A 12,546-nucleotide genomic window follows, 5' to 3' on the forward strand; every position below is an offset into this window, starting at 1 on the left:
ATCCTCAAAATATTTTGTGCCAATGCAAGCAGAAACGATATGAATCTCGTTAATCTGTGCGTTAATTTATTGCACTATAATATTTATAACTTGCTGATTCCTGGTGGTGCTAGTCAAAATGCAAAAGATTTGTTTCGCAAAATAGCTGAAAGCTTTTTCTGAAAATGCTTCGGGAATATACCTTTAAGATGAGAACGCTAGGTTAAATCATAACTACTAATACAATTTTATCGCGATCGCGGTATTAAAACTTGAGTTTTATCTAGGGTATACAAATAGGGAAATGGATATCAATCTCCACCAGGTAAACTATTACACAGGATACTACCCAGAATCAGTCCATGCAGATCGCATTTATCGAACCAGGGAAAACCGAGCATGTTGTAAAGAAAGAGGAATTAGAATGAGTGAACCGCCGTTAGGAAGGCCACCAGCAAATGTGAGCAAGGGAACCAAGAAACAAGCATGGGAAGATGAGAGAATTAGGAATGCAATTGAGGGCAAATTTGGACAAGGTAAAAGAAGATTTAGCCTAAATCGAGTGATGGCAAAACTTGATAATACTTCTCAAACAGCCATAGAAGATTACTTTTTTAGTAAGCTGTTCAGCTTTTAAATCGCTTAATCCAGTTTCAAGATTTAACAGTTTAGCTTAATCGATCGCTAACAATCAACAACTAACAACTAACAACTAACAACCAACAGACTGTCACACATCTACAACCCAGCCAAAGCGATCGCAGCAATTCTTATCCTATAAACTTTTAATAAAACTTAGTAAAATCTCTGGCAATTTTTACAAAAACGTGCGATAATTCAATCCTAATTACCGAATTGCCCCTTTTAGTTCAGAGTGCAGCTCTACCTTAACAAATACCCATAATGGAAAGCAAGTTAACTCCCAGTGAGTGGCTACCTCCAACTTGGCTAAGATTTATCCTCATCACCATCTTAATTTTGGGGATATTTTTTAGATTTGCCAATCTCGACAGCAAAGCCTACTGGTTTGATGAAACTTCTACATCCTTACAAATTTCTGGCTATAGCGATAACCAAGTAACCGAGCAAATTTTAGACGGCCGCGTAATAGATATTCAAACCTTCCATAAATATCAGTATCCTAGCCCCGAAAAAACCGCCACAGACACCATGAAAGGACTAGCGGTAAAAGAACCTCAGCTTACACCTTTATATTTTGTATTTACCAGGTTTTGGGTGCAGCTATTTGGCAATTCCATCGCGGCGACTCGGAGTTTCTCAGCCGCCGCTAGCCTGCTAGCTTTCCCCTGCATTTATTGGCTGTGTATTGAACTCTTCAAATCGCCTTTGACAGGATGGATTGCGATCGCACTTTTAGCCGTCTCCCCATTTCATTTAGTGTACGCTCAAGAAGCGCGACCTTACAGTTTATGGACAATAGCCATCTTACTTTCTAATATTACCCTACTGCGAGCGATCCGCCTGCAAAATATTAATAGTTGGGTACTTTATGCAGCCACCATAATTTTCGGCATCTACTCATTTCTCTTCTCTGCCTTAGTTATCATTGCTCACGGGATTTATATATTGGCAATAGAAGGATTTCGTTTAAGTAAAACCTTAATTCGCTACCTAATTGCCTCCCTAGTAGGAGTTATAGCTTTTATCCCTTGGATTATCTTCGCTCTTATTAATGTTCAAAAAACTAACGAGGGGAGATGGGGAACAACTTCAACCTCTATTTTTACTTTAATTAAAAGTTGGATTCGGGGCATTAGTTTATTTTTTGCTGACTTTAGCCTCAACGAGGATAGCCCATCAATATACTTTATTCCGTACACCGCCGTTGTATTAATTATTTTTATCCTGGTTTGCTATTCAATTTATTTCTTATACCGCCATAGCCCCAAGCAAGTTTGGTTGTTCATCTTTATTTCGATGGCAGTACCAGCGCTAGCTCTGATCGTACCAGATTTAATTCTCGGAGGTGCTCAGTCAACTATAGCCCGATATCTACTTCCATCTTACTTAGCCATGCAGCTAGGAGTTGCTTACCTCTTCGCTCATAAACTTAGTGATTCAGTCACACCCCAATTGCAAAAAATATGGCAGTTTGCTTTGATTATGCTAATATCAATTGGTATATTTTCTTGTGCTGTATTTTCCCAATCCGAACTTTGGTGGAGCAAAGCAGAAGGTAATGTTAATTATCATTTAGCTCAAGTCATCAACAAAGCTAAGGAACCTCTTGTAATTAGTGACGCTTATTTTGTCAAAACCTTGGCTCTTAGTCACTATCTAGAACCCAAAGTACGGTTTCAATTAGTAGCTGAACCCCAAATTCCTCAAATTGCCGATGGTTTCAATGATGTGTTTATTTACGACTCTTCCCAAACTCTACGCGACGAATTAGATAAAAAGTATAGTTTACAGCCTGTAGATACAGGTTACTCGATCAGAAATGCTTACAATCCCACTCTGTGGCGGCTAGTAAAATAGTAAGAAATAATCACAAAGATTAATCTATGTTCGCTCAAAATCATTCCGAAAAATCAACTAAATTGCTAGTTGTTATTCTTAACTACCGAACCCCTACCTTAACAATCGACTGCTTGCACTCGCTAGTTGACGAAATTTCTGCTTTACCTCAAACCCATGTAGTAATTGGTGATAATAACTCCGGCGATAGTTCCGCAGAAATAATTGCCCAGGCAATTGAAACTCAAGGTTGGAGTGAATGGGCATCTTTTGTACCGCTAGAACGAAATGGTGGCTACGCTTTCGGCAATAATGCCCTGATTCATCCGACCCTGCATTCGCCCGCTCCTCCTCCCTATTTTCTACTCCTAAACCCCGATACAATTGTGCGCCCAGGGGCCTTAAAATTTCTCCTTGATTTCATGGAATCTCACCCCGAAGTTGGCATTGCTGGCAGTCGTTTAGAAGACCCAGACGGCACACCACAAAAGTCAGCTTTTCGGTTTCATACTATTGCTAGTGAAATTGATTATGGTTTGCGTTTAGGTGTGGTTTCAAAATTATTAGCTTCTTGGTGCGCGTCCCCTCCCGTTTCTCAAGAAACCTGTCAAACTGATTGGGTTGCTGGGGCAAGCATGATCGTCCGCCGCGAAGTATTTGAAACCATTGGATTGCTGGATGAAGGCTATTTCATGTATTATGAAGAAATGGACTTTTGCCTACAAGCTAAAAGGTCTGGTTGGAGTTGCTGGTATGTACCAGAAAGTCGAGTTGTACACCTAGTAGGGCAAAGTTCAGGCGTTACAGATACTAAAATTATTCCTAAGCGTCGGCCTCAATATTGGTTTGATTCTCGGCGACGGTACTTTGTCAAAAATTACGGGTGGCTATACGCTGCGATCGCTGATATTTCCTGGTTTTCTGGCTTTCTAGTATTCCAATTGCGCCGCCTAATTCAGCGCAAACCAAATACAGATCCGCCGCAATTACTAGGCGATTTCGTGCAAGGTAGCGTATTCTTCAAAGGAACAGATTAAAATTATGGTAATCCAACCGGAATTAAGCTCAAATGTGAACGAGCTAGAAAGCCCAAGTTTGGGACTTTGGGAACAGATTAAAGAAGACTGGATCGCTCACGGTTGCGATTGGACTAAGCCAGGATTTCGAGCCGTAGCAGTTCAACGTTTCGGCGTGTGGAGAATGAGTATTGAACCTAAATTACTTCGCGCTCCCTTGAGCATTCTTTACCGAGCAATGTACCGCAAAATTCGCAATACTTACGGTATTGATTTACCCTATACTGTTAAACTCGGCCGCCGCGTAGTTGTAGAACATCAAGGTGCTATTGTGATTCACGGTTACTGTTCTATTGGTGATGAATGCGTGATTCGCCAAGACGTAACTCTGGGAAATCGTTATTTAGATCGTCCTTTAGATGCGCCTAAATTAGGCGCTCGTGTTAATATCGGTGCGGGTGCAAAAATTCTCGGTGATGTCACTTTAGGCGATGATGTTAACATCGGCGCTAACGCTGTAGTTTTATCAGATATTCCCTCTGGAAAAACAGCAGTCGGCATCCCTGCTAAAATTATCAAATCCACGAATTCTACCAATCCTGAAAGTCAAATTAATTAACATACTTATGAATATTTATCTACTCTCAGATCGCGCTTTATATTCTAGTGTTAGCTACGATCCTTTGTTTGAATTAGAAGACATATTAGTAGAAAGTTGTGGAGCAAAATTACTAATTCCTACTCAAAGTCAAGGGGCACAATGGGCAAACCAACAGCCGAAAATTACATCTAAGTTTCTCAATAAAGTTGTGCGCCGCACCACAGGTTCCTATAAGCTAGCAGATGAAGCCCTCGAATCTATAAAGAAGCCGAATGTTTTACTAATAGTTGCTTTGTGCGGAGCTAATTTAGCTACCCTCTCAAGTATCTCTAATTGGAGAGATAAGTTTGATGTAGTTGCTGCCTATATCTTCGATGCTTGGGGCTTTCATATTTACCCAAAATACACAAGTCAATTAGATCGTTTATTTGTACCAATGCCGGAATTAATAGAGGGGTTGAAACAATCTTTCGGCATTCCAGTATCTTCTTTACCTTTTGGAGTCGATGCTCTCACTCATGGCTCTTGTAACGTTAACCGCCCGATTGATTTGATTAGTTATGGCAGAATTCCCAAACAATATCATACTGCTTTTAATAATAAATTTAATCAGCCTGGTTCGGGTAGAATCTATTACCGTTCTACACCTAGAGCTGGAGAAGTTTATCCTAAAATGCCCTATGAAGAGCGTAGAGATCGGGAAGATAGGATGTTATTATTTAAGATTTTAAGAAGAACTAAATTATGTTTGGCGTTTGATACCCTGTATCCCGGTATGCGCGAGTTTCCTCATTCTTTTGTGACTCTGAGGTGGTTTGAAGGTGGCGCTGCTGGATGTGGAATTATTGGGAAAAGACCGATTACTCCTGCTGCTGAGGAGTTGTTAAATTGGGAAGATGCAACTATTGAGTTGCCAGATGACCCGGAAGCGAGTGTAAAATTGATTGAAGAACTTTTACAGGATGAGCCGCGCCTTCATTCTATCCACAAACGAAATTATATCGAGAATTTGACTCGCCATGATTGGCGGTGGCGAATTAAAAGTATGCTGGAAGAGTTGAAGATTCCCTTACCTGTTCGTCTTGCTGAAGAGTTATCACAAATGTTAGTTGTTAGTTGGTAGGGGCGAATGGCCATTCGCCCGTACAGTTGTTAGTTGTTATACCAAATCCGGGTTAGTTATCCCCTTTATGAATCGGCGGTTAAAACCGCTTCTATACAAACGAAGTCCGCCTGCGCGGACTAAGAGAATAAACGGGGTGGGAAACCCGGATTTGGTATCAGTTGTCATTGCTTCGCTACGCTCGCAATAGATTGAGCTCGCCTTGAGGTTACTAAAGGTAGAACTTATGAATTGTAACTTTGTGGGAAGGTTTTGGGATTGCTTGCGCCTAGTCAAGCGCTACGCGCAGGCTACGCCAACGCAATGACAACCAGTAAACAACTAACAATTAACAACTAACAATTAACAACTAACAATTAACAACTAACAATGGTTGAATCAGTTAATATTCAGACTATTTCTGCTACCGATCCCGATTGGAGTCGTGAAAAATGCGACCGTTGGTGGGAACCTAATCGTCAATTACTCAAATGTATCCGCAATTATCAAAAGTGGCAGGTTCGTGGTGGAATTGTTGGAGGTTTTTTATCTCGTTGGAATGTGCTTTGGCACAGATTTTGGAGTGTAGTAACTGGAGCAGATATTCCTTTAAACTGCCAGTTAGGAGGGGGATTAATTATCCTTCATCCCAACGGGATCGTGATTCATCCAGGGGCATTTATCGGCCCAAATTGCTTGATTTTACAACAGGTGACAATTGTGGAAGGGGTGAAAATTTGCGGCCATGTTGATATCGGTGCGGGAGCGAAAATTATTCGGGCTGTGACTATTGGCGATCATGCTAAAATTGGTGCTAATGCTGTAGTTATTTGCGATGTGCCGGCAGGAGCGACGGCGGTGGGAGTGCCGGCGAAAATTATTAATTTGCCAAGTTCTGGGGAGAATGTTAATTAGTATAGCGATCGCGCCTTCCTCCCAATACCCAAAAAATGGCGCTTGTCAACAACAAACGCCATTATTTTTAACTACGATCGCGGCGGTTTCTGTTCTTTAAACTCCGCTAGCCATTCCCGAACCTGTTCGGCAGCAATATCGCGGCTCCCTAAACCAAAAGCCAGAGCGATCGCCACTGCGATCGCACCCAACAACAGCCCAAAAGCCAAATTCACAATATTGCTAGCAATTCCCATCTGTTGCAACGCCATCGCTGAAACTAGCGCAATAATGCTGATCCGAGCAGTTTGAGCTAAAAGTCGAGCTTGGCGAGTGCCAGAACTGGCAATCAAGTTGTAAGCCAAATTAGCCAAATACAAACCGATCGCAAACACTATAAGCCCAATCAACACTCTGCCAGAAATGACGATAATCTGATTGACAATCGAAGTCAGAGCGTCAAGGTTGAGGACATCCGTAGCCGTCACCGTCGCAAACAGCATAATCCCCACCAGCGCCACAATACCCGCAATTTCTGAAGGCGTGCGCGAAGGTATAGCCGTCGCAGGTTCCGGCTGGATTACTGTTGCGTATGGATCTAAGGGAGTCACAGTTGGCGGTGTGACTGTCAAATTAGGCCGCGATTGCAAACCTAGCCAGTAGAAAATATTGTTGAAGCCAATTCCCGTGAGAATATTAGCCACCAAATCGGCAACAAAACGACCGATGAAATAGGCGATCGCTAAAATTACCCCAGCGGTAAAAATCTGCGGAATCGCATTCAGAATCTGAGTCAACATCGACACCGCAGGAGCCGAAATCGCATCAACTCTCAGCGCATTTAAGGCCGCGATCGCAGTCGGAATTAAAATCAGGACATAAACAATCGTCCCCACAATCCACGAAAGCGTCTGTCCTCCCACCGATTGAGTCAGTCCAACTCTCGCCCCCAACAAATCAGTCCCAGTCGCCGCCAACAAATTAGTTACAATTCGGCGTACAATCTGAGCGATCAGCCAGCCAGTCGCCCCAATAAACAGCGCCGCCAACACATTCGGCAAAATTGACAGAATATCGTCAAGCAATCGCTGCACTGGTTGCAGCGTCCCCTCCAACTCCAGAGTGCTCAATACTGAGGGCAAAAACAGCAGAAAAATGAACCAGTACAGAGCATTTCCCAAAGTCTCGCTCAAAGCCAACTGGTTTTGTGCTGGAGTTCCCGCCACCTGTTGATTCAAGCGCTCATCCAAGCGAAAGAGCCGCAACCCCCGCGTCACCACCAGCTTCGAGATCGTAGCCAGCAGCCAAGCAACTGCCAAAAGCCCAGCAGCGCCCAACACCTTTGGTAAAAACACAGTAATCTGATTCAGCAAGCTAGTCAGCGGTTGAGAAGCCGCCGTAAGCTGGAGTTTATCTAAAAAGCCCACCAACGCAAAAATCATCACCAGCCAGAATACTGTACTGGCGATCCACTTATCTACTGGGGGCATCTCCGTACCCCCTTGTTGCCCTCCAATCCAACCAGCTAGGCGATTATCGAGATTAGTGCTATCTAGCAGCTTTTTCGTGAGAAACTCTGCAACTAGGGCTATTACATAGCCAATCACCAAAATCCCGATCGCCAAAGCCAGATCGATAATCGGGTTAAATTCCGGGGGAAGTACCCTCAAAGGATTGGGTAAAACAGGCATTTGCTGCCCCAAAATTAGCCCCGATAGGACAGGCTTGAGGATATTTGTACCCTGAGTTATCTCTTGCCAAGTTCCATTCATATTTTTATTAGGTTAACGTCAGATTTGACCAGTAAAAATGCGAAACTGCAACTAATAGCATCTAGCTTGCAGGTTATATGTCACATCGTCAAGTTTTTGAGCAATCAATAGAAATTAGCGCCAGTGTAACAGTGGTGGAGCGATGTATCACTGATAACGTTTTAATGCACAAATGGCTAAATCCAGTTCTGCGCTGCGAACCCGTAGGTAATTGGCACACAAATGTAGGAAGCCGCAGTCGCTTTATCATACAAATTCCTATTTTGCAACCCACTTTAGACAGTATAGTTTTGGAGCGAGAACCAGGTCTAATTGTGTGGGGGTTTGAGGGATTTTTTCAGGGGCGCGATCGCTGGGAATGTCAACCCCAAGGTAAAGTTACTCGTCTGCTCAACCGCTTTGAATTCGAGATCCCAAATCCCCTAATTCGCTTCGGCTTTAACCGCTTTGCCGCCCCTTGGACACAGAGGGATATGCAAGCACAATTACGCCGCCTTAAAGGGGTAGCAGAGGCACAAAATGGCTAATTGCTAGTTGTTAATTGCTAATTGCTAATTGCTAATTGCTAATTGCTAATTGCTAATTGCTAATAGTTAATTGCTAATTGCTAATTGCTAATTGCTAATTCAGGACTTACGCACCCAACCAAAGAAACCGGGTTTTTTTACGAAAATATTTCGTTGTTACCCACAGATTCTCTCAAAAACCCGGTTTCTGGGACGACCTGCGTAAGTCCTATAATAGAGATACGATTGTTACTTGGTACTACCAGATTGTCTCGGCTCACAAATCACTTGCTTAGCTGTATCTGCGGCTTGCCGAGCTGTATTTTGCAGAGCAGGTGAACTTTGATAGATAGCTTGCAAATCCTGTGCATCTTTAATCACTCGCTCATAGATAGCAACAGCCTGATTACCGTCAACTTCTAACGCTTGAGGAGTGTAATTTTGCAACACTTCAATCAGCGATATCTTGTTGTCGCTAGCAGATGCAACTAAAGCATCCCGCAACGCCAAACTACCTTGAACGCGAGCAAGAGGAGGATAAGCAACTTCTGCCATCTGTTTGAGCATAATTTCTCCAAAGTAAGTATTTAGAAGTCGCGTTACTAATTGCGAATCTAGACTTACTTCTCGCGTTAACATACTGCGGACTGATTCAGGGTCTTGTTTAGCAAGATTCAGAACGCTTTGCAACTGAGAAGAGGGTTTGCCAGTTTGGGCGAAGGACTGTAAATCGCTCATCGGTAAAGCGATATCAAGAGCACCGTACTTGACAGTAATCTGTTCAACAGCAAAGGCTTTTGAGCTGTTCAGCAGCGCTGCACCTGTTCCCAACAACAACGCCAAACTTAGGGATAAAGACTTTGATACTCCCTTTGCCAAAAGAGCGGAGTTCAGGCGAACACCCTCAAAATATCCAAGTTGAAACCGAAAGTTCATTCGTTTAAGCCTCTCTACACAGTCAAAGATAGTTTCTTGGAGCGATGATATCTCCCTACTTTATGTCTAGAAGATGTACTCTAATGTTCCTTAAATACCAGTTAAAAAAACTATTGTCTCAGCCATTTTAACCAGTCTTTAGATAGATTTCAGAGTTCATGCTATCTGCTAATCATCGCTCTAGAGCCTTGCCAATTTATAGCAACCGCCAAGGCTTTTAAGACACTCGCTTATGGCCCAAACCATTAACTCTCTTCCTCTCTTCTCCTCTTCCCTTTCTTTCCCTAGCCCCTAACCGCCCTGGCGGTTGCTATATTCTGAAGCTTAGGCAGTTTTGCAAATTGTTTTTTGCACCTCTGGACTGTTTCGTAAGAAGGTTAGCACTTTTTGTCCCTCAACAACAGCCTGGTTATAAAGGTTGACAACTTTTTCGCCGTCGATCACAACTGCATCAGTACCCTGATAGGCTTGTAACACTTCTAAAAGGGACATTTGACCATCCTTAATGACTAGATTCACTGTTGCTTTCAGATCGTCTACCATTTTCGCATAATTGCTACCTGGAGTCAGATATTTGCTAACTTCGGTGAGAGCCAGTTTCCCGTAATATGAGTTAAGCAAATCATTCAATACATTAGGAGCAACATCCACTTTTTTGCTCAAAACTTCGCGAAAACCGCTGATTTGATTTGGGGTTGCTTTGGCAATTTGAAAAAGCGATCGCAATTGATTAGAAACTTGACCAGTATTTGCAAAGGTTACAAGCTCAGGAATTGTAACCGATACATCAACCGCGCCGTATTTAACTTTAATTGCGTCTATCGCAACTGCACTACTGCTAAAAACTAACAAACTAGCGCTTGCAGCTAACAGAACTGCCATTCCTACGGCTAGACTTTTTGAGATCCGCTTACTGACAACACGGTATAGTTTACGAACGCTCTGAAACCACCCTAGTCCAAACAGAAATTTCATTTGCTTCTCCCTTAGATATTGAGTGAAAATAGTTCTGCCACCAACCCGGCGCTAAAAGTTAAATCAGTAGGGCGCGCCGGGAGTTGTACAGAGATAGCCTGATTTTACCGACTTTTCTCTCTTTGCACAATCACCCTCTTCCGATCATTCTACCTTTGAAATGCGTAAGTGCTCTAGAACTTTTCTACTGCACCCCATATAACTTTACAAAACATCCTTCTGCATTCCCCCCTCAACCAGTTGTTGAACTGTCATATATCGCGACTCATCCTTTCCAACAATTGGCGGACGATCGCAGCGTCCTCAGCGTGGGGAATGTTTGTCAAATACATTTCTAAGTCTTGGCGGGATTCTTGCCAACGACCGAATTGATAATAGAGAATTCCCCGATCTCGCCTTTCACCTGCTGCATCTGGAAACAGCAGTAGAATTCGCTCGATCGCGGCTAAGGCTCTAATTCGATCGCCTTGATTTAGATAAATAGCTTTAAGATTGCTTAACATCCGCGCTAATATTTGCCTGCGGCTAACTGGTGCTAGAAATGCGGGTTGCAATTCTACTGGTTGACCATAAATTTGAGAAAGTCGATTTTTACAGTCTTCTGGAAATAATATTTCTCCTTGATTGAAGGCATCGACATAGATACCTACATCCTCGAAATCGGGGCGAATTAAAAAATGTCCAGGCATTCCAATTCCAATCATGGGAAAGTCAATTCGTTGGGCTATTTCTAAATAAACTAAAGATAATGTAATCGGGATGCCTGTTCGAGAGTCGATGACGTGATTGAGAAAGCTATTGCGGGGATCGTAGTAATCGGCTGTGTTACCGCTAAATTTTAAGTCTTCGTAGAGATAGCGGTTTATGGTTTGAATAATTCGCAGGGGATAAAGTTGTCGTGGCAACCGTTCTTTGACCTCAGCGGCCATTGTGTCGAGGGCGTTGAGGTATTCATCAGGATAGATGTCTGAGTCTTCTTCTTGGGCTATGTAAAGGGCAGCTTTTGCTAGGTTAATTTGCTGGTCTAGATGGTTGATTTCTTGCTCAAAAAGTTTTCGCGATCGCGATTCGTTCATCATAGGGAAGAAGGAAGAGGGAAGAGGGAAGAAGGAAGAAGAGAAAATGGGAGGCTTTTTCCCCAAATACCAGTTAACAGTTGATAGTTAACTGTTAACAGTTGTTAGATTCCTCAATACTAGCTAAATCCCGTGACTTTTGCCAATTACCCAGTTACGACGGAAAAAACGGGCTAATGCTGACTCTTCTAAAGATAAAAATATTGGTCGTCCGTGTGGACAAGTGCGGGGATTGCGAGTAGATTTCCACCGATCTAATAAAGTCTGCATTTCTTGTAGAGTTAGAGCAGTGCCATTGCGAATTGCACTGCGACAAGCAGTAGCTACTTGAGCGGTTTGCAAGTCTCCAACTTTACTAATTTCTGTCAGGGCATCTTGACAATCATCTCGTTTTGCTAACAATGCTGGAGCACTACGTGCTGCCCATAGTTGCTCGCCAAATGGTTCTATTTCTAAACCCAATCGCTGCAAGTTATCGACCTGAGTTGGCGATAATTGATTAAGAATCACTGGTGGTTCTAAGGGTACTAATTGCCAAGCGTAACATAACTGCTCGTATAAAACTCGTTCGTGGGCGATGTGCTGTTCTACTAACCACATTCCGCTGGGATGTTCGGCGAGAATGTAGGTATTGTGGACTTGAGCGATCGCTCTCAATTCCATCAATCCTAAATCGCTGCTACTTTTCCCTGGTTCGCCGTCCGCATTCGGTTGAATAGAACGGTTGACATGATAACCACTCTTTGGTTCAGAGGCTTTGAGTAATTTACCAACTCGCTCAGGTAGCGGCATTTCTGGCATAATCTCAGCGTTAAGCTGCAAAGCTCGTGCGATCGCAACGCCAATCTGCTCTTGCCAGTAAGTCATGTTATGGAGATAAATTTCTGCCTTAGCGGGGTGGCGGTTCCAGTCTATTTGCTCTGGGTCAATTTGGAAGTGAATAAAACAGATGGGGTAGCGATCGCGCGGACAAGTCCGCCCAAATGCAGTTAGAATAGTTTGCTCTAATTCTGGCGATCGCACAATCCGCCCATTCACAGCAACTTTAACCCAATCCGCCCGCCGCCGATGACACCGATCCGGCAAACCTATTACTAAATCTAAAGATTGAGCAGGTAATTGGTAATTGGTAATTGGTAATTGGTAGTTGGTAATTGGTAATTGGTAGTTGGTAATTGGTAATTGGTAATTGGTAATTGGTAATGCTCCCC

General features: G+C 43.0%; 12 protein-coding genes and 1 pseudogene. 8 read left to right on the forward strand and 5 right to left on the reverse strand.

What is annotated here, in order from left to right; genetic code table 11:
- Positions 1–39 precede the first annotated feature (39 nt).
- From OSCIL6407_RS37685 to OSCIL6407_RS0104985, 7 genes and pseudogenes are all read left to right on the forward strand, one after another.
- Positions 40–162 carry a hypothetical protein gene (locus OSCIL6407_RS37685; protein ID WP_007357128.1) on the forward strand — a complete coding sequence of 41 codons (123 nt, stop codon included), beginning with the start codon at positions 40–42 and terminating at the stop codon, positions 160–162.
- Between the two features lie 157 nt (positions 163–319).
- Positions 320–580: pseudogene (locus OSCIL6407_RS32265) on the forward strand (transposase); the annotation flags it as partial.
- Positions 581–882: 302 nt separating this feature from the next.
- On the forward strand, positions 883–2,478 hold the full coding sequence (locus OSCIL6407_RS0104965; protein ID WP_007357130.1) for a glycosyltransferase family 39 protein: 1,596 nt from the start codon (positions 883–885) through the stop codon (positions 2,476–2,478).
- A 26-nt stretch (positions 2,479–2,504) separates the two neighbouring features.
- Positions 2,505–3,494: a glycosyltransferase family 2 protein gene (locus OSCIL6407_RS0104970; RefSeq protein ID WP_007357131.1), complete on the forward strand. Its 990-nt coding sequence runs from the start codon at positions 2,505–2,507 to the stop codon at positions 3,492–3,494.
- 4 nt (positions 3,495–3,498) lie between these two features.
- Positions 3,499–4,092: a serine O-acetyltransferase gene (locus OSCIL6407_RS0104975; protein ID WP_007357132.1), complete on the forward strand. Its 594-nt coding sequence runs from the start codon at positions 3,499–3,501 to the stop codon at positions 4,090–4,092.
- Between the two features lie 7 nt (positions 4,093–4,099).
- The gene (locus OSCIL6407_RS0104980) at positions 4,100–5,197 is read left to right on the forward strand and encodes a glycosyltransferase (protein WP_007357133.1); all 1,098 of its coding nucleotides are present in this window, start codon (positions 4,100–4,102) and stop codon (positions 5,195–5,197) included.
- Positions 5,198–5,566: 369 nt separating this feature from the next.
- Entirely contained in the window at positions 5,567–6,091 is a 525-nt protein-coding gene (locus tag OSCIL6407_RS0104985) for a serine O-acetyltransferase (RefSeq protein WP_007357134.1), read from the forward strand.
- A 71-nt stretch (positions 6,092–6,162) separates the two neighbouring features.
- Here OSCIL6407_RS0104985 and OSCIL6407_RS0104990 read toward each other — a convergent pair whose 3' ends face one another.
- Positions 6,163–7,842 carry a mechanosensitive ion channel gene (locus tag OSCIL6407_RS0104990; protein WP_007357135.1) on the reverse strand — a complete coding sequence of 560 codons (1,680 nt, stop codon included), beginning with the start codon at positions 7,840–7,842 and terminating at the stop codon, positions 6,163–6,165.
- 77 nt (positions 7,843–7,919) lie between these two features.
- Here OSCIL6407_RS0104990 and OSCIL6407_RS0104995 point away from each other — a divergent pair, with 77 nt between their 5' ends.
- The gene (locus OSCIL6407_RS0104995; RefSeq protein WP_007357136.1) at positions 7,920–8,369 is read left to right on the forward strand and encodes an SRPBCC family protein; all 450 of its coding nucleotides are present in this window, start codon (positions 7,920–7,922) and stop codon (positions 8,367–8,369) included.
- Between the two features lie 228 nt (positions 8,370–8,597).
- Here OSCIL6407_RS0104995 and OSCIL6407_RS0105000 read toward each other — a convergent pair whose 3' ends face one another.
- The 4 genes from OSCIL6407_RS0105000 to mutL form a co-directional block, all read right to left on the reverse strand.
- Positions 8,598–9,284 (reverse strand): alpha/beta hydrolase, encoded by a 687-nt coding sequence (locus OSCIL6407_RS0105000; RefSeq protein ID WP_007354700.1) that lies wholly within the window; start codon positions 9,282–9,284, stop codon positions 8,598–8,600.
- Between the two features lie 324 nt (positions 9,285–9,608).
- The gene (locus OSCIL6407_RS0105005) at positions 9,609–10,259 is read right to left on the reverse strand and encodes an alpha/beta hydrolase (RefSeq protein ID WP_007354699.1); all 651 of its coding nucleotides are present in this window, start codon (positions 10,257–10,259) and stop codon (positions 9,609–9,611) included.
- Between the two features lie 251 nt (positions 10,260–10,510).
- Positions 10,511–11,335 carry a SirB1 family protein gene (locus OSCIL6407_RS0105010; RefSeq protein WP_019486978.1) on the reverse strand — a complete coding sequence of 275 codons (825 nt, stop codon included), beginning with the start codon at positions 11,333–11,335 and terminating at the stop codon, positions 10,511–10,513.
- Between the two features lie 123 nt (positions 11,336–11,458).
- The coding region (gene mutL / locus OSCIL6407_RS0105015) for a DNA mismatch repair endonuclease MutL (RefSeq protein ID WP_019486979.1) at positions 11,459–12,546 on the reverse strand (1,088 nt) is incomplete at its 5' end.

The organism is Kamptonema formosum PCC 6407 (genome assembly GCF_000332155.1).
Lineage (GTDB): Bacteria > Cyanobacteriota > Cyanobacteriia > Cyanobacteriales > Microcoleaceae > Kamptonema > Kamptonema formosum.